Annotated in this window: 11 protein-coding genes; 5 read left to right on the top strand and 6 right to left on the bottom strand. The window is 52.0% G+C overall.

Annotation, left to right across the window (positions count from 1 at the left end; all coding sequences use genetic code 11):
- Window positions 1-264 precede the first annotated feature (264 nt).
- Window positions 265-4,107: a glycoside hydrolase family 10 protein gene (locus Pr1d_RS14080; protein ID WP_148074128.1), complete on the top strand. Its 3,843-nt coding sequence runs from the start codon at window positions 265-267 to the stop codon at window positions 4,105-4,107.
- On the opposite strand, the gene Pr1d_RS14075 is transcribed toward Pr1d_RS14080, so the two are convergent.
- Entirely contained in the window at window positions 4,104-5,195 is a 1,092-nt protein-coding gene (locus Pr1d_RS14075; RefSeq protein ID WP_238476500.1) for a tRNA dihydrouridine synthase, read from the bottom strand. The two genes, Pr1d_RS14080 and Pr1d_RS14075, sit on opposite strands and share 4 nt — an antisense overlap.
- A 100-nt stretch (window positions 5,196-5,295) precedes the next feature.
- Window positions 5,296-6,441 carry a tRNA epoxyqueuosine(34) reductase QueG gene (queG, locus tag Pr1d_RS14070; protein ID WP_148074127.1) on the bottom strand — a complete coding sequence of 382 codons (1,146 nt, stop codon included), beginning with the start codon at window positions 6,439-6,441 and terminating at the stop codon, window positions 5,296-5,298.
- 139 nt (window positions 6,442-6,580) lie between these two features.
- On the opposite strand from queG, the gene Pr1d_RS14065 reads away from it, so the two are divergent.
- The 4 genes from Pr1d_RS14065 to Pr1d_RS14050 all read left to right on the top strand — a co-directional run bounded on the left by Pr1d_RS14065 (window position 6,581) and on the right by Pr1d_RS14050 (window position 12,503).
- Entirely contained in the window at window positions 6,581-8,611 is a 2,031-nt protein-coding gene (locus Pr1d_RS14065; RefSeq protein WP_148074126.1) for a M13 family metallopeptidase, read from the top strand.
- Between the two features lie 221 nt (window positions 8,612-8,832).
- The gene (locus Pr1d_RS14060) at window positions 8,833-9,264 is read left to right on the top strand and encodes a hypothetical protein (protein WP_148074125.1); all 432 of its coding nucleotides are present in this window, start codon (window positions 8,833-8,835) and stop codon (window positions 9,262-9,264) included.
- A gap of 205 nt (window positions 9,265-9,469) precedes the next feature.
- Complete coding sequence (locus Pr1d_RS14055; protein WP_148074124.1) at window positions 9,470-10,426, top strand: hypothetical protein; 957 nt, start codon at window positions 9,470-9,472, stop codon at window positions 10,424-10,426.
- 190 nt (window positions 10,427-10,616) lie between these two features.
- Entirely contained in the window at window positions 10,617-12,503 is a 1,887-nt protein-coding gene (locus Pr1d_RS14050) for a preprotein translocase subunit SecA (RefSeq protein WP_148074123.1), read from the top strand.
- Between the two features lie 68 nt (window positions 12,504-12,571).
- Here the strand turns inward: Pr1d_RS14050 and Pr1d_RS14045 are convergent, their stop codons facing one another.
- From Pr1d_RS14045 to Pr1d_RS14030, 4 genes are all read right to left on the bottom strand, one after another.
- On the bottom strand, window positions 12,572-13,930 hold the full coding sequence (locus Pr1d_RS14045; RefSeq protein WP_148074122.1) for a hypothetical protein: 1,359 nt from the start codon (window positions 13,928-13,930) through the stop codon (window positions 12,572-12,574).
- Window positions 13,931-13,973: 43 nt separating this feature from the next.
- The gene (locus tag Pr1d_RS14040; protein ID WP_148074121.1) at window positions 13,974-14,624 is read right to left on the bottom strand and encodes a hypothetical protein; all 651 of its coding nucleotides are present in this window, start codon (window positions 14,622-14,624) and stop codon (window positions 13,974-13,976) included.
- 216 nt (window positions 14,625-14,840) lie between these two features.
- Window positions 14,841-16,535: a M2 family metallopeptidase gene (locus Pr1d_RS14035; RefSeq protein WP_148074120.1), complete on the bottom strand. Its 1,695-nt coding sequence runs from the start codon at window positions 16,533-16,535 to the stop codon at window positions 14,841-14,843.
- Between the two features lie 61 nt (window positions 16,536-16,596).
- Window positions 16,597-18,825 carry an FdhF/YdeP family oxidoreductase gene (locus tag Pr1d_RS14030; protein WP_148074119.1) on the bottom strand — a complete coding sequence of 743 codons (2,229 nt, stop codon included), beginning with the start codon at window positions 18,823-18,825 and terminating at the stop codon, window positions 16,597-16,599.
- Window positions 18,826-18,986: the final 161 nt, after the last annotated feature.

Here is an 18,986-nt window from a genome sequence, read left to right as displayed (position 1 = left end):
TGACAGTATCGAGCGTTTTTCAATTGCCCTAGCACTTACATCGAGTGCTATCTAGAATCCGCCACGTTTATTTCTGCATCATGACAGCACGCTATTCTCGACTCGATAAGGAGATCGAGCCGAGTCACTCTAGCTGTTGTATGTAAGGATTCTCTCGAACTTTTCCTCTGTACCATTCGGTGAGCCATGGTCGGACAAGGACGTCCGATAAAGTGGATACTAACAAGTGGGCTGACGGCCACTGTGCGACGCTGCGCATTCTTAATGCGATTCTTCTTTGTTGCTCTTGCCTGCAGTTTGTTCTTAGTGCCATGCAGTTGGGCGGAAACTACCACAGTCCGCCTGCGGCTTGCCTGGGGAAGTGGAGACGGTGCCAAACATCGCTGGTTTGGCACAATCACCTGCTCCGACGCTATCCTTGCTGATTTACAACCTCTTGGCGTTGAGACTGATGCCACCGCCGCTATTCAACTCGATAGCAACGAACTACGGATCGAGCCCTTAGAGAAGCGAGGCTTTGATGGCTGTGACGTGACGATTACAGCAGACCTAAAGTCGCTCATACGTTTCGAATTGCGGACTGATCAATCGACTCTGCCGACTGTTGTCGAAGTTCCACTTGAAGAAATTGTTAATGGTCAAATCAAGGAGCCGATTGATTCTCTTGAAAGTTTTGTACTGGCTTATCGAAGTCCAGGAGATCGTTTTCGTGTGATATCCAGTCGAGAAAATCTTATCTTCCAACCGGGCGAATCGTGGCCACTCCAGCTACAGGTTGATTTCGCGAAAGAGCTTGAGATTGGCACCGTGATAGTTGATGCTAAGCTTTATGGCGACATTGATTCTAAAGCTGTATGGCAAGCAACGCAGGAGTTCACTAGCAAATCTGCACTCGACGAACCTCTCTTGTTCGATGTGAAATGCCCACAAGCCGAGGGAGGCTATCGGCTTACTCTGACAGCGCGCCCTGAGGAGAATTTCACGACACGCCTTGTTCCTGGCCAAAAACCTAAATCGTATGCCACACGCGAAATTGATATCGTGGTAGTCGACCCCAAGGCAAATTTACCTGTTCTGGGCGATCATTGGATTCCGATCTTGTCCATTGCCCCATCCAATCCTAGCTGGTGGCAACGCTTGCCAAGTTGGGCACAAGTGTCCCGTCTAAGTGGCAAGCCCCCCGAGTCCATCGGAAATGTAAGATTAATTCCGCGGCTTGGTGATGCCGATGGATTGGTTGAAATACCACCTCCGGCACAACAGTCCGATCCAACCTGGCAGGCCTTTGCACTTCCTGTTCTAGAAACAGGCGTGCCGCACCTAATTGAGGTTGCCTATCCAAAAAATGTCCAACAGCATCTTGGGATCAGCATCGTAGAACCGGATGCTGCAGGCAGAGTCAACGCTTCAGTTGTTGATTCAGGACTCTATGTCGATGAAGTTGTTTCGAAGCATGAAACTGAACTAGCAGTTCATAGACTCGTGTTCTGGCCACGAACGCATAGTCCTCAGCTACTAATCGTCAATCGACATGGCCAGTTGCCCGGTGTCTTTGGCACACTCACCTTGTCGAGACACGACGATGCCACAAGTAGCCTAGCAGTCGAGTCGGAGAAAGAGTTTGCTACCAGGAGACTACTGGCCGGATATATCGCAAAACCAGTGTTCGCGCAAAATTTTGGTGCACCAGAGACGCTTGATCCGTCAAGCGGAATGAGTGTCCAAAGTTGGACTACTTTTTTAGAGGGGGCGCGGCGTATGACTCAGTTTCTACGCCTCTCGGGCTACAACAGTGTCTTTGTCTCGGTTGCAGCCGATGGGAGTGCGCTCTACCCAAGTGACATTCTGATGCCTTCTCCCCGGTACGATACGGGGCAGTTAGCGGCCAGCGGACGAGACCCTTATCGCAAAGATGTATTGGAGTTGTTGCTGCAGGTGTGTGATCGTGAAAAGATCACGATAATCCCGACGATCGACTTGGACACCCCCCTGCCTCGTTTGGAAAAACTGCGTTCTGACACAAACCAACTTGAAGCTGGAATCACATGCATTGATGACAAAGGACGTGAACTTCGCGAATTAGATTTCATAGAGGCGAACCCTCAATTTGGCTACAACCTACTTCACGAAAGTGTCCAGCAAGAAATTCTCGCCCTGTTTGATGAGCTGGTAGAGCAAGGTTGCAGTCATTCAGCGTTCGCCGGCGTCGGAATACAACTTGATAGTTCAGGGACAGCAATGCTGCCGGGGTTGGAATGGGGTTTCGATGACCACACGTGTGCCAGATTCACTGCTGCTACTGGAATAAATTTACCCACGCAGGGAGAAGACCGGTTTCGGAAGCGCGCCGCAATTCTACTGAGTGAACAACGCCAAGCGTGGCAGTCATGGAAAACCCAAGAAATCACTGGCTTTTATACCAGGGTTGCCCAGCGAGTCCGCAGTCGTCAGGAGAATGCACGAGTGTTTCTGCTCACGGAGGGTCTTTTTTCCAGTCCTGCTTTACAACAATCAATTCGACAAAGTGTTTCCAGCACAGGCCGAGTCAAACAGCTTCTATCTGAAAGAGGCATCGACCTGGAACAACTCGCAGAGATCCCTGGGCTCCAGATAGCAAATTCTGTGACACAGATTCCCAGTGAGCATCTCCAAGAGCATGTAACCAACGTAGTGCTCAACGAAGTGGCCATGAAAGGAGAGTTACTGCCGAATGAGCGACGTACGACCGATCAGCTGGTTTATCCGGTAACTCGCACGCACCTGCCCAGCTATGACAAATTGAGCCCCTTCGGCAGTGAAATGACGCATCTCACTACAGCACACCAACCTTCGCCTTCAGGGGCTCTGAGAGATTACTATCTGACTGGTACGATCTCTGGCCGTCCTCTTCCTAGTATCATCGTTGGTGGCAATTCTCTTCCCATGATTCTCGATGTCCAGCGAACGAAGCTACTTCAAACCATCTCCGAGTTGCCCACGGAATACACCGAATCACGCTCACTCCAAAAGCAGCCTGTCAATTTAAGAATACAGCGTACAGAAGATTCCACGTATCTCGTATGCCTCAATGAATCTCCCTGGAAACTGCAATTCCAAGTTGATTTAGACACCAGCAATACACCTGACTGGCAACTACTTGGGGGCCTTGACCTCAGCAATGAGAATAGTGAGTCATTATCATCCGGGATTCTTTCCAATAGAGCGACTCCGTGGATGGCTGAAATCGAACCCTATGGATTACGTGCATGGAAATTCAAAGACCCTCAACTTAAAGTCGAACACTTGCGCATTATGGATGATGGCATCATGCAAGATTATCTCGAGCAGAAGATAGCTGCTATCCAAGATCGCACAGGAAACTTGGACATCGAGCGCAACTATCGTCAGCTGCAGAACCCCGACTTTGAACTCAGCGAGGGAACTTCGCGAATTTTTGGCTGGCAGGTGCGAAGGGGTCCGGTAGGTACGGTGACCGTAGAGAGTGAGATTTCTCATTCAGGAGTGAATTCCTTGCAAATCGCAAGTGGCGACGAGTTGGGAGTGGCAGCACAAAGCCATTTATTTCCGATCCCCGTTACCGGACAACTCGTCGTGTCAGCCTACGTAAAAGCTGGAGAAATGGGCCTCAAGTCCCGGCTGATAGTCGCGGTCGAAACAGAAGATGATGGACGGACCTATCGACGTTATAAAACCTTTACAGCTGACGACTTACCTCCTAATCAGTGGTCGCGGTGCGAACTGTCACTCAACGATCTTCCGGTAGGAGATGCCAATCAAATACGCGTGCAATTCCATGCCACCGGTAAAACGGATCTCTTGGTTGACGACGTCGAACTGTGTGACCTGCGTTTCGACGACCAGCGACGTAGTGAGTTGGTCAAGCGAGTGTACGCGGCAAAAACCGCCCTCGGAGATCAGCAGGTCGTCGACTGCTTGCGGCTGGTAAATGAGTACTGGTCTCGTTACCTAGTAGAATATGTCCCTCCCGTCGAGCATGAGCCCGTGGTGCTTGCCAAGCAACCTCCGGCGACGGAAACTTCACCAGAAGAGAATCGCCAGAAGGTGGGTGGTCGTTTCCGCAGATTGATGCCTAAAATCTGGCGCTAATGGACAGCTTCGCAAGAATGTCGAACTGCTGCAGCGGACAACGGATTGGGCTCCTCCACATCTTGGTACTCTCCTGGGCCATCGATGCTGTACCATTTTGTCAACACCTCGCGCCAAGCCCCCGGCGCACGCACCGTGCAGAAGTCGGCACGTACCTGATCTCCCTGGGGATGTAATCGCGAGTACTTAATCCCAAACTTGCGCATATTCGGCAAGCATCGCTCAGGACCATACAACTCTTCGGCGAGTCGGTAGTGTTCGCCGATCACGTTGCGCTGCTCAAAGAGAGTTGGTGGAACGGGTAACGGGAGACCAGCTGCGAGCGCCCGTGCCTGGCCGAAAATCCAGGGGTTGCCAATCGCACCGCGTGCAACCGTGACACCGTCGACCCCCGTGTACTGCATCATGTCGAGGCACGCCTGTGCGTCAAAGAGATCACCACTCCCCAGTACGACACGATCCCCTGCATACTCTTTTAGCTCGCGTAAGAATTCCCACCGCGAAGGCCCGTCATAACGCTGCGTGACGGTCCGCCCATGGACGGTAATTGCAACCGCCCCAGCCTTGTAGGCACCATCAAAAATCGTAAAAAACTTGTCACGACTTTCTTGGGTGTCGTCAATTCCTCTCCGCATCTTTACTGTGACAGGAATGTGTTCGGGAACAGCCTCACGAACTCGCGATACAATTTCCAGCGCCACATCGGGCTGGCTCAAGTGAAAACCTCCTCGGCAACGCCCCAACACTTTCTTAACGGGGCAACCAAAATTGATATCAATCACATCAAAGCCTTGCTCAACCAAACGCATGGCAGCAGGTCCAAACTGGAGGGGATCGGCACCCATCAATTGTCCTGCAACCGGATGTTCTGCGTCGTCCACATGCATCAAGTGGTGTGTGCGCTTGCGTTTGCGGACCTCAAGGATCAATTTGTCAAGCATCACTTCGCAGAGAGTGTACGGTGCCCCAAGCCTCCGTGCTATCAATCGCATCGCCGTATCGCTATATCCGCTCAGCGCAGCCTGGACGACAGGAAAATCGAGTTCGAGCTTGCCAATTCGCAAGCGTGGGAGTGTCGTAGTAATCACATCAACCATTTTCGAAGACAATCACTGCGCGTCAACACCAGGCCCTTGCACCTGCCACGCGGTCCGGGAAAGACAAGTCCGCGGCGGCGTATACATCCGGCTAGGGCTGATTCTTGTTTAGTTTATGACCAAGGGAGTGTTGGATTTCCATGAGAACCGATTCATCGGACTCCCGCTGCTGCCGATTCAATAGTTGCAATCGAGCTTCTGCGATGTCAAATTGCCCCAACGCCCACGCCGCTGCTCCACGCACCAGAGGTTCTTCGTCGTTAAGTCCTTTCATAAGCGCTGGCAAGGCCTCAGGATCACGCTGGTTGCCCAACACAATAGCTGCTGAACGCAGCAACCCACGACGGTGGGCTCGCCAAAGAGGGGTGTGCCGAAATCTCTGGCGAAAGTCGGACTCGTCCATCTCGAACAGTGGCGGTAACTCAAGCGGATTCAATTCTGATTGAGGCGCAAAGTTTGGCTCCTCCGACAACGGCACATCACGATTCCACGGACAAACCTCCTGGCAGACATCACATCCGAACACCCAGTCGCCAATCCCTTCACGAAGTTCGCTGGGAACGGCGTCTCGCAGTTCGATTGTCAGATAGCTAATGCATCGCGAGGCATCGAGCACGTAGGGCTGGGGAAAGGCGTCCGTAGGGCATGCATCCAGGCAAGCTGTGCAAGTACCGCAATGATCTGCCTCGAAGGGTTTGTCGTACTCAAGAGTTGCGTCGGTAAGTAGAGCAGCTAGAAAAAAATAGCTACCTGCATGCCTGGACAACAACAGCGTATTTTTTCCCGCCCAACCCAACCCTGCCATTTGTGCGAACTCTCGTTCTAAGAGCGGTGCTGTATCGACCACGCCCCTGGTGGTAGCCTTAGGTGCCATTTCTCTTAAACTGTCCGCTAAAGAGTGCAATCGCTCGCGGATCACATTGTGGTAGTCAACCGTTCCCTGAGCGTAGCGCGCTACGCGTCCCACCGTACCGGTAGTTGGCACGGACTCACCGGTCCCGTGGTACATCATGCCCAGCATCACAAGGCTCTGGACGCCTTCGAGCACATGCTTTGGATCGACATATGCTTCGCGCCGGTCAGCAATGTAGTGCATTTGTCCGCCGTAACCAGCGGCAAGCCACTCGTCCAGGCGAGCAGCCCCTGGTGGAGAAATTGCTGGGCAGATACCACACAATTGAAAGCCCAATTCGTTGGCATTTTGCTTGATTCGCTTTGTGATTTCGTCAGGGGACATTTATGCGATTCTACCACGAGAAGAATCTTCCCTCGCCCCCCAGCGGAATCTCGTCTAGAATTGTGCAACCATTGCCTTCCAGCTATGGATATCATTTCTACTATTTTATTCATCGATTTTTTCAGGAGATCTATCAAATATGAGTCGGATGGCAATCGTCGCGTTTTCACTGTTTGCTTTCATTCCCTATACCTTTGCTGCGGAGCTAAAATCCGGGCTCGATAGAAAAGCCATCGATCCGTCTGTTCGAGTACAAGACAATCCCTTCCTCTACATGAATGGCAATTGGCTCAAGCATACTCCTATACCGGCGGACAAATCGAACTACGGCTCATTTAGCCTTCTTGAGGACGAAGCCCAGTTGGCCATAAAGGAAATATGCGAACAGGCCGCTGAGAGCGACCACCCCAAGGGAAGCCTCGAACAGAAAATCGGCGATTTCTACACCAGTTACATGGATGAAGCCACTATCGCCAAGCATGGGATTGGGTCCCTGCAAAGCGAATTGGATGCAATCGATCATGTGAAATCCTACGACGAACTGATTGAACTTTTTGGCCATTTCAATCAAATCGGTGTTGAAACTCCTTTCGGGTTCTTTGTCGACCAGGACGACAAAGATTCGACTCGCTATCTGGCTGCTCTGATCCAGTCAGGCACAACTCTCCCTGACCGAGATTACTACCTGGAAGAGAGCGAAGAGAATCTTGCCGCCCGAGCGGCATTGGTGAAGTATATCAACACATTGTTTGAGCTAAGCGATCTGCCCCACGAAAAGAACGTTGGCACGCAAATCCTGGATCTTGAAACAGCTCTCGCCAAGCTGCAGTGGACGAAAACCGAGCTTCGTGACGCCCACAAACGCTATAACAAGCATACAATTGCCGAACTAGTGGAACTCTCTCCCAGCCTTCCTTGGGAATCTTTTTTCGACTCAGCTAGTGTCGAGGGAGTCGAAGAGCTAAATGTTTGTACCCCTAGCTTCTTTGAAGAGCTCGATGCATTGATAGGTAACACCCCTTTGGACGTGTGGAAAGAGTACCTCCGCTTTCATCTGCTCGATGCGTTCGCAAGCGCGCTTCCAGCCCCTTATGTCGACGCACAATTCGCACTCTATGGCAAGCAACTCGGGGGTACGCCAGAGTTGGAGCCGCGTTGGAAACGCGCCGTCGATGCGATCTCTGGCAAACGCGGGTTTGGCGTCCTTGGAGATGCTGCCGGGCAGCTCTATGTCAAAAAGAACTTTCCTCATCGAGCCAAAGAGCGAATGGATGACTTGGTTGGCAATTTGATGAAGGCCTATGAGCAAAGTATCGACGACCTAGAGTGGATGACGCCTGTCACCAAAGAAAAAGCCAAAGAAAAACTTGCTAAGATCACTACAAAAATCGGACACACCGACAAATGGCGAGATTATTCGGCACTTGTTATTGAGCCAGACGATCTACTGGGCAACTATCTTCGCTCAGCAGAGGTGGAATACAATCGCATGATCGACAAACTGGGGAAACCGGTCGACAAGGAGGAATGGTTCATGACCCCTCAGACGGTCAATGCTTATTACAACCCGGGCCAAAATGAGATTGTATTCCCCGCCGCGATTCTGCAACCTCCATTCTTCGATGTCGATGCCCACGACGCGGTCAACTATGGCGGTATTGGTGCGATTATCGGGCACGAGATCAGCCATGCTTTCGACGATCAAGGGAGTAAATACGATGGTGATGGCAATCTCAACAATTGGTGGACAGACGAGGATCGAGCTGCTTTCCACAAGCTCACTTCAAAGCTAGTCGATCAGTTTAACAGCTATTCTCCACTACCAAGCAAACACGTGAATGGTAAACTCACCCTGGGAGAAAACATTGCCGACCTCTCGGGAATGTCGATCGCCTACAAGGCCTATAACTTGTTCTTGGATGGAGAGGAGGCGCCTATCATCGACGACTGGACGGGCGACCAACGCTTCTTTCTTGGATGGTCCCAGAGCTGGCAGCGAAAATACCGCGATGCCGAGATGTTGAAGCGACTACTCGTCGACCCTCATTCACCTTCGATGTATCGGAGCAACGGCCCCATGTCAAACTTCGATCCCTTTTACGAAGCGTTTGAAGTCAAGCTCGGCGACGAACAATACCGCGCACCCGAGGATCGCATCCGAATCTGGTAGTGCCATCGCTCCTTTCTAGCCCCCGGTGAAAGCCGTGAGTTGGATCCGCCACAAACCATGGGCCCTGCGCCCAGGGCTAGAAAGGAAGCAGCTTTAAACCGTCATTTTTCCCGAGATTCACGCAAATAGTTGCGTTTCGGCCCAGTCTGATTATTCTGGAGTTAGAGGCCCTTTGGCCGTCTTTTCAGAGATTGACACTTCAGATGAAGAGGAACTCAGCAATGATCAAACAATTTGGATTCGTAGTGCTTATGGCCGTGGCCAGCCTTTCCATAGGCACCCAGGCTAAGGCACAGTGTGGTGGTGGATTCTATGGTGGTGGTTACAACTTCTGGGATTCAGGCCGACTCTACGGCATATTGTCACAGAATGTTCCCTACTACTCTGCTTTTCCACCCGTCTATTATAGCGTGCCGGTTGCCAGGACTTATGGCTACAGTCCGTTCGCCTATCCTCCGGGGGTTATGACTCCTGAGATCGACATGTCTGCGGCCGCCCCCCTAGAGATCAACAATCCGTATGTTGTGCCGGCGTCCTCGAGCACCACCGAGGAAAACTCTGCTAGCGACGACCGTGTTACCAAGACCAAAACGGCAATTGAGCCACTCGTGGTGGCAAATCCCTATGTCGTTTCGCATATCGCAAAACGATAGCACTTAGGTGAAAAATCGGATTTCAAGTATCAGACGCCAGTCACTGCTAGCAGTGACTGGCGATTTCTTTGGCCGATTGCTAACAACCAATAGCTAATAGCTCTGGACAAACTCGGCGGTATAGCTAACATTCGTCTTCCAGTTGGCGCGACGACTCTTTCCGTTGCGCAATCCTGTTCGTTTCACGGTAGAAAGGAATCTGCCGATGCGGTGGTTACTCACCCTACTCGTTTTATTATTTTCTATAGGTTGCCGAAGCCAATCGGCGCCGATCACGAATCCATTTCTTGCACCTGATCGCGTTCCCCCTCCATCAACAGGTGCATTGCAGCCCGGTGCTGCGCAGCCGTATTACCCCGGCGATCCTGTACCTGGCGCTACCAGTGTAGTCCCGCCCAGTACATCCTATCCACCTCCACCTTCCACCTATCCACCTGCCGTGACCCCTCCACCGCAAACGTCACCCGTTTACCCACCTGGTGGTTGGAATCAACCTGCTCCAACGGGTAACGTCACCCCTTACGGCGCACAACCTACTACCGGCTACGCGCCTGCCAGTATCAGCTCCGTGGAGAGCCAAGTTGTGAGCGTTTTGCCAGATAACCAGAATCTGCGATTCGCTTCCGTACCAGCCAACAATTCAACCGACATCATTCAAGTCGCAGCCCAGCAGCAATCATTGCCTCAGCAGGGCTACGTATACGAGCCGCCCATCGCGACTCAAGGATTTCCGCAATCTCAACCACTGGTTCAACAGCCAACCGCTATACTTCCCGCCGCAACAACTTTACCAGTTGCCGCTAGTGATGGTTTCCGTCCGCAGGGAAGTAGCCGACAAACGGAGTCTTCCTCTGGATTTCAATCTCCAAATATCGGCCCACAGGAAGACAGCAATTTATTTGGCTTTGACCCCACCTACACGTGGCTTCGGGGTCAACTGCAGTACTTCCCCGAAAAGGGAGTCTGGGGCGTTCGGTACATCACCATTGGAGGTGGCCTCGACCAATACGGCGGCATAGCCGTAATCAGCAATCCCGATGTCCTCGGAGGCCTGCCGGCGGGTGAACATATACTCGTTCAGGGCTATATGGAAGTGCTCGATGCGGGTGGCGGACAATTCATGCCCTCGTACACCATCGAGGGAATCCAGCGTCAACGCTGACTTGCCATTCTCAAGCGACTCCCAAGCGATATGATGGAATCTCCGCATTCGCTTCGTTAGCCGCGATGCGGAGTCCCAGCGCAGCAGAGCGCGCCCCCCGCCCCGTCATTTCAATTCAGATTACTGACCAACTGTGTCCAGAATTCCTCGCGGCCTAACATGCAATATCCGGTCGACATTCGGCGACCAGATGGCCCGCTGCGCGAGTTACGTCCCCCTCGTTACAGCTCTTGAACCCCAGATGGAAGCCCTCAACGACTACGAACTCCGCAAATCGAGCCTGGGACTGCGTTATCGGGTGCGTAGCGGTGAACCAATCGATAAGCTACTCGTCGAAGCATTCGCTCTCGTGCGAGAAGCAGGTCGGCGCAAACTCAACATGCGACACTTCGACGTGCAAATCATGGGTGGCGCTGCCATCCATCATCGATCGATCATTGAGATGCAGACTGGCGAGGGTAAAACGCTGACTGCAACATTGCCACTCTATTTGGCTGCTCTCGAAGGCAATGGTGCCCACTTGGCCACGGTGAACGATTACCTCGCACGCCGCGATGCTGAGTGGATGACGCCGCTCTATTCCGCGCTCGGCATGTCGGTCGGCATCATCCAGGGACAGCAGCCCCAGCCCGAACGCCGCAAGGCCTACGAATGCGATGTCACCTATGGCACGGCCAACGAGATGGGCTTTGATTTCTTGCGAGATCGCCTCCTTTTGCGGTCCCAGGGAGATGGCCAGCAGGACATTTTTGGCAAGATGCTTGGCGTAGCTTCGGGCGGAGGGACCGATCAACCCGTTCAACGCGGCTTGCACTTCATGCTGGTCGACGAGGCAGACAGCATCCTCATCGATGAAGCGAGAACCCCGTTGATTATCAGTGCTTTGCCTGGCGAAGATGAAAAGATCGCCGCAGAGGCCTACCGCTGGGCAGCCGAAGTCTCTCCAGAGTTCATCGAAAATGAACACTATGAATACGACCATGATGAACGCACTGTAGAACTCTCACTAGCCGGTCGGCAGTTCGTCCGAATGCTTCAAAAACCAAGCGAGATGGACCGGCTCCCTCTCTCGACCATCTACGAATATATTCAGCGCGCGATCAAGGTGGCCCGCGAGATGTTCTTCGAGCGCCACTATGTGGTACGCGACGGTGAGATTGTGATTGTCGATGAGTTCACCGGCCGTATGGCCGAAGGGCGGAAGTGGCGGGCAGGAATCCATCAAGCCGTTGAAGCCAAGGAAGGCGTTGAAATCACTTTTGCCACCAATCAGGCCGCCCGCATTACGATCCAAGACCTGTTTCTACGCTACGAGCGTTTGGGAGGCATGACCGGCACAGCGTCGACCAGTCGTGGCGAGTTGAAGAAAATCTACCATGTGCATGTCCTCTCGATCCCTACCAACCGCCCCCCTATCCGCAAGCAACTCCGCACACTTGTGTATGGTACAAAGGATCAAAAATGGGCAGCCGTGGTAGAAGACGCCATTGAGCAACATCGGCTCGATCGACCCGTGCTGATCGGCACCCGCTCGATCGACAAAAGCGAACACCTGGCCAACCTCCTTGTGGAGCAAGGTGTGGAGCCGGTCATTCTCAATGCCCGCCATGTGGCTCGCGAGGCCGAGATCGTCGCTGCGGCTGGCGAGAAAGGCAAAGTCACAGTCGCTACCAACATGGCAGGCCGTGGTACCGACATTCGCCTCGGCGAAGGGGTCCGCGAGATCGGGGGCCTGCACGTGATTTGCACAGAACTCCACGAAGCCAAACGCGTCGACCGCCAACTCATCGGACGTTGCGGACGACAGGGGGATCCCGGCACATACCGCCAGTTTCTAGCCCTCGATGACGAAATCTTGCTCTTGGGCTACGGCCCCAAGCGCGCCGCCAAACTCGAAGCCTTGGGCCTAAAATCCACCGGCCCGATAAAAGGGATGGAGCAACTGTTCCACCGCGCCCAACGGCGCGTCGAAAAACGCCACTTTCGCGACCGCAAGATCCTCCTCTACCACGAAAAAGAACGCCAAAAGGTCCAACGCCAAATGGGCCAGGATCCGTATCTGGATACGCCAGGGTAAAATATGGCGCTCGGCCTCCCGCCGCCGCTAACGCCCCACCAAAATGCCGCTTGCGGCTTAGCGGTCAATCAGCGACCTTTTCCCCCTCCATAGTCAAATGCAATCTCCGGTATCTCAACTTCGCCAATCTTTGCTCCCGGATAGGAAATTCGAAAACCCTTTTGATCTGGCGAAACCTTGTAAGAAACCTTGTTGCCCGTTGGGCCTTGCGGTAGCACGCCACCAAAATCGCTGGCTACCTTGGACAATTCATTCGGGAAAAGCTCACCCTGTTTGTTGGCGCTGAGCGCCAAAACTACATCGGCCAAATTGTGTTCCGCAGCATGCGAAGCATAGTAGGCCGAAATCTGTCCTGGATTTAGTGTTTCGGGGTCACCTAGCCGCATGAGTTTGGGAGCAAACTCTTTATAGATTTGTTGTCCCACGCCAATTGCTTTTCCCAAGGGGAGGGAAAGACCGTCAAGCATACGCTCGTAATACTCAGCATTGACAGTGCGTAAGTTTTCGATGAACTCATCAAAAGACGTTTCGTCTGCAAATACTGACTCGGGAACGCCTCGCTTTATGGCTTCTGCTTGAACGAACTCTCTGACAGAGGCCTGGTCTAAGTGGTCGGGCTGCCCCTCAGTTACAACTAGCATTAATTCAGCCCAGTTGCCATCGGGATAGGCTTCCTTTAATTCCTTGAGACGTAGATCGACCAAGGCAGCTTCGTAACCTATCACGGTGGCAGGTGAAAGTGGATTTGGTGCGATCGCACTCAGTAGCGACCGAACCTGCCTAATCAACTTCGGATCGGGACAATGCACGGCCCAAGCAGAGAGTGCGTGAAAACCAGTCTCCAAAATCCGTACCGCTTCGACCGATTCTGCCAGGGTGAGTTGTTCTCCCATGTGCTGGCCCATACGAATCACGTCGAGATACAGTTGAGCCGATTTCTCCCAATTGCCCTCGGCTTGTTGCTGCATGCCATAGAGCGCAACCAATTTGGCTAAATGCTGCATCGGTCCAACATGAGGCAGAAGGGTGCCCGCAGAATAAGCACTCAGATCGGCACCGAAGTCTGCATTGGCCTGAGCAGCACCGATGAGAGCCGATCGAATCGCGTAGCGAGAGGCAACCAGCAAAGCGTCAATCGCTTTTAATTCGTCTGCGGATGTCTCCGGGGTGACAATCTCCCAGATTGGTTTTTCAAGTAGCTTGCGTTTCTCGACATCAACATCCGCTAGAAAAAGAATCGCACGCTGATAATGTAGTGCGGCATTGCTAGAAGAAGTGGGAAGCCGTTGTTCTAGTTCAGCGGCATTGGCCGAACAATGCAGAACAATGACAAACAAGAGAGGGCAAAGCAGAAAACTGAAGCACCCTGTTCGAAGTGTAATTCCAGCGAAATAGGAATGCCAACGAAGATCCTGGATCGGTTTCATAATGCGGCTTTCAATCGAGATCGGAATTAAAGTGACTAATTTGCTAGTAAATTGGAAACGGAGCCGTTGTTCCAATTCCTCGGAGTATCTGATATCTGGCAGCATCTTCGGAAGTGACAAGCGGCCTAACTGATCGTTGGTACGATGGGTCAGAGAATGGTTTCTGAACCCGAGGTGAAGCAGCAAACACATTTCGATTTGCTGCTGGCTGTGGAGTCGACATCACTGGCAATCCCGAGGATACCGTTCTTCTATTTGCCGTGGGATTTCGAAAGCCACCACCTTGCTGAGCGGTAGACCGGCTTTCCACCACTTGGCGTCGAAGTTGACGCTCCCGCTCGTTCTGCTGAATGTTCCTGGCGCGCTCTTGCTGAAAGTTTAAAAGCCAAGCCTTGAGTTGCTCTGAACTCAAGGCTTCAAGGTCTGCCATGTACTTATCCGCCTGCTCCGGCGTGATCTTCGCCGAGCGTTCAAAAGTAGTTTTCAGATGAGCACGTGCTTCGAGCATCTCTTTGCTATTCCAGATTTTGTCATGCTCGGCGGCATCACTTGAAGGTGGGACATTTTGACCGGGGGATTGTTCAGTTTCCCCTGGAGATTGTGCAAGCGAGAATTCAAAGTCCAACCCAAAGCCGTAGATCCCTGTGGAGAACAGCAACGCTCTAAGTATAAGTCGTGTGCCAAGAGGTTTCATGACAGGAACTCCAAGCAATGTTCAAAAAGAGGTATCTTGGTCAAAAATACAACATGCCTGAGTGTTAAGCGAACACATTGCCTTGCAAGTTATACGTGTAATCTAGACTAGACTAACCAGTAAAGAGATTCAAGACACATTCAAAATGTCATTGAGAAGATCGATTCAATTGAAATATCGATGTTTCTATCTCACCTCAGGGGCTAGGCGATAGAATCACTGAAACTCCTCAGCAAAGGCCTTGGCGTTCAGCAACTCCCCCGTGGCGTGTTTTGTTAGCTCATTCCACGGCAGCGTCGCCCCCGGATCAAAAATCTTCTCCTGCATGAACGCCCCGACCCGGGGAACACGAGTATAGATGGCATTTGCAGGATCTCCTGGCAGCTCCAAATCTCGACAAATAGCTGCATGGACTTGGCAGGCAAATAGCTCACCCATCATGTAGTTATGGTAATAGCAGGGGGCACTGACAATGTGAATCTTGCTAGCGAAATCAGGTGCTTTTCGATCTGCTGGGCGTTTTACTAGTTGGTATTTCTCAACAAGATCCCACCAAAGTTGGTTAAGGTCTTGATCGGGATCTTCGTACATCGCCATTTCAAATCGCAGCATCACCTGACACCAACGAGAAAATATCAGCAACTTATCTCGTCGCATTCTCTGACTGGCGGCCTTGTACCTTGCTGGATCGTCCACATCCACTCCATACGCTTTGAGCCACGCGGGATCGGTCGCAAACCGCTCAAACATCATCGCCACTCCTTCGGTAGTGAGAATATGTGAATTCACCCGCAATAAATAGGGAAGTGACATAGGAATATATTTACTGGAATAGACCGAGTGGCCTAACTCATGGAGCATTGTGCTCATCCAATACTCATTGGGAACGATATTGGCCAACACTCGGACATCACCTTCGCGATCGATATCAGTACAAAACGCGTGGGGGCTTTTCTTTGCTTTTTCGTAGAGATCGCTATTTTCAAGTACGTCCTCTATCGGAAGTTGGATTCCTGCATAGAATTCGCGACAAACTCGTAAAATATCGGCATCCGAAAATGGTCCGCCAAGATCGACTTCATAAACCGCCGGTGGCTCTTGAAAGAAGGGATCCTGATAGTGCCAGGGTTGCAGGTCGGAAATCAAGAGCCCGTACTGGTCCGCAAGTGCCGTATCAATCTGCTCTTTGGCGCGGGCATACGGCTCCCGCGTCAACTCATCTAATTCATCAAAGAGTGCGAGTATTTCTTCCTGGTCCTGCTCATTAATGGCGAGTTGCATTGCGTGATAGTTCTTGAACCCAAGTTCTTTGGCTGCCTCGTTTCTCATACGGACTAACTCTCGCAGATCGACTGCAACCTGACCCCCAACATCTTTGTTTGCTTTCCACACCTGCTCCCTCTCGGAAGAGTCCTTTGACTTGAGCAAGACATCACGAACCTCACTATCGCTATACGACTTCTCTCCAATCGTCGCGCGGAACTGATTGAATTTCTTCTCAATCTCATTCGCCTTGGCCGACATTCGGTTGAGCAGCGTGAGGTCTCCTTGCCGGTTGAGATAAATCAGATAGAGAATCTGAATCTGGCGGGCAAGTTGAGGATCGCTAATCGAGCCTACTTTAATACTCTCCAGCTCTTGAAACTTTTCCTTCGAGGAAAGCAACTCGTTCATCTGCTTGTCGAGCGCCTCCTTGGCTGCAAAGGCTTCGTCACTCCCCGTAGTATTGGCATCCCACCAGGCGCGATTCAAAGAGATTTCCAACGGGACTACATTCGTTTCATAGTGCCGTAGGAAATCCTTCGCGGCAGCGGTGGTGTCTTCTTTCGCAGAGGCAGCTTGAGCGAAGCCACTTGCCCAGTACATTCCGAGAACAACAAAAAGAAAGAGGGGCATAGGCAGATTGGTCATATCTAATTCCTTGTTGTGGAATAACTTGGATGCGAAAACCTCATGCTACGGCGGAAGCAATTCATTGGGTAGATGTAAGTACTTCCTCGGGTTCGAGTGTAACAATTACCCCCTTAAATGCTGGGGTCTTGCTAGAGGGATCCACATGACGACTCACCAACACATTGCACTCGGGATAATACATGGCTGTATTACCCGGACGGATTTGAGGGAAGGGATGCAGCCGCACTCCGGAAAGCGAACCTGCCGGGCCGTAAACTGTGACAGGCGTTGCCGTATCGAGTCCACGTTCGGCAATGTCGTCGGGGTGGATGAGGATGACCCTGCGATCTTCCACGCCCCGATAGAGATCGTAGTCTTCGTAAACGACCGTATTGAATTGGCCTTCACTGCGAATGGTCATTAAGCGCAGTTCGTTCTTTGAACCGAGCAACTCAGGCAGTTGATGAGAATGCAGGTTGGCACGACCATTGGCCGTCGGAAAACTTGGCTCATGAAACGTGCGGCCAGCTATCTGAAATTCTTCCTTGTTGTCGGCAATGTCTCTGATCTTGTCATAGCCTGGCACGATTTTCGAGATCGCCTCGCGGATGCGGCCCGTGTTGCGCATGCGAAGCCACTCGATTGAGCCAAGAGTTCCATTCTTCTCGGAATGAGTATCACCTTTGGAAACTTCATCGGCAATCGTTGCGATGACTTCTACTTCACTCTTGGGGCCAACATGACGCCGTGGTCCGCCATCGCTTAGTCTCACAAGATTGAACATCGATTCCTGGGTCGTGGGTTGGGGCTCCTCATCTCGCGCAAGCACGGGGAGAATAATCGTCTCGCGCGCCAGTCCAAAGGCATGTCCCGTGTTGAGAGTCGTGCTGAGATAAACCATCATGTCCAAGTTCTCAAGAGCCTGCTGAGCAAACGTCGAATCGGGATTCGAACCATAGAGATTGCCTCCCAAGCTAAGTCCGAACTTAAGCTTCCCGCCATGTGCACCTTCCATACAGCCCATCGTGTCGAGTCCTGCCGTAGTTGGGAGCGACACTCCGAAATGCGTTTGCAACCTTTCAAAGATGGCGTCTTTGAGTTTGGGGGTTACACCCACCGACCCGATTCCCTGTACATTCGAATGTCCCCGAATAGGCAACAAACCAGCGGCGGGGCGCCCTACCATTCCCCGCAGCAGAGCAAGGTTGGCAATGGCCTGGACGTTTTGCACTCCGTGCGTGTGGTGTGTGATGCCCATCGTCCAACTGAACACGGCATTCTTGGCCTTAGAGTACCTCTGAGCAATTTCATCGATTTGGTCATAAGAAACACCCGATTTTTCTGTTATCTCATCCCAGGAAGCGTTGTCTAGGCTTCGCGAGAGTTCATCCCAGTTGTTGCAGTGAGACTCCACGAAATTCATATCGTGAGCTGTAAGCTCGACTATTCGCTTGGCAATTCCCGTCAGCAAAGCAAGGTCGCCCCCAATATGTGGTTGCACATAGAGACTAGCGATCTTAGTACCAAATAACAGAGAACGCACGTCGCTCGGTACGCGAAAATTCACGAGCCCGGTTTCCACCAGAGGGTTGATGACAATCACCTCGCCACCGCGACGCCGCACTTCCATAAGAGTACGCATGAGCCGAGGATGATTGCTCGCTGGGTTTCCGCCGATGACGAAGACTAAGTCGCACTTATCTAGGTCTTCGAGCATGATCGTAGCCGTGCCACTGCCAGTACTACTGGTGAGTCCGACACCGCTAGCCTGGTGGCAATAGTAGCTACAATTGTTGACGTTGTTCGTACCATACAGCCGAGCGAATAACTGTAAAAGAAATCCCGCTTCGTTGCTGCTGCGGCCACTGAAATACCAAAAGGTCTCTTCGGCAGTGAGCTCCGAAAGTTTTCCAGCAATCCGACGGAATGCGTCTTCCCAAGGAATCGGTTGGTAGCGGCGAAGTTCAGGTGTATAAAGTACTGGCTGAGTAAGCCTGCCGCAGTTTTCAAGCTCACGAGGTGAGAGTTGGCGTAAATCTTCGACTGCGTATTGCTGCCAGAATTCGGGCCCAATCGCACCTTGCATGTCGGCAACCATGGCCTGCAATGATTTTTTACACACTTCTGGGAAATGGCCTTGTTCATTGACCATCCCGCCTCGTTGACCTCCCATGCCAAGCGCACATGTCTTACAGGCGTTTTTAGAACGCATTGCCTTCCATAGCTTCCAGATGCCGCCAGCCTCTTGGCCTTTTCGCAATGTGTACCAGATTGCAGGCCAGCCACCACCCGAAGATACCTTTTTCATACTTGAGCAGCTTTCAATACGTCATTGCGAGTTTAACAGGAATAAGGTGAGCATGAGATAGTAGACGAGCCTTCCCTCTCAATACATTAGAATCTAACATACCTTCTGACCTGCGATTCACCAATTGGTTTTCAGAACAAGCCCTTAGCCACACTACGGTC

The sequence above is a fragment of the Bythopirellula goksoeyrii genome, assembly GCF_008065115.1.
Classification (GTDB): domain Bacteria; phylum Planctomycetota; class Planctomycetia; order Pirellulales; family Lacipirellulaceae; genus Bythopirellula; species Bythopirellula goksoeyrii.
This window is presented reverse-complemented; position numbering and strand designations above follow the sequence as displayed.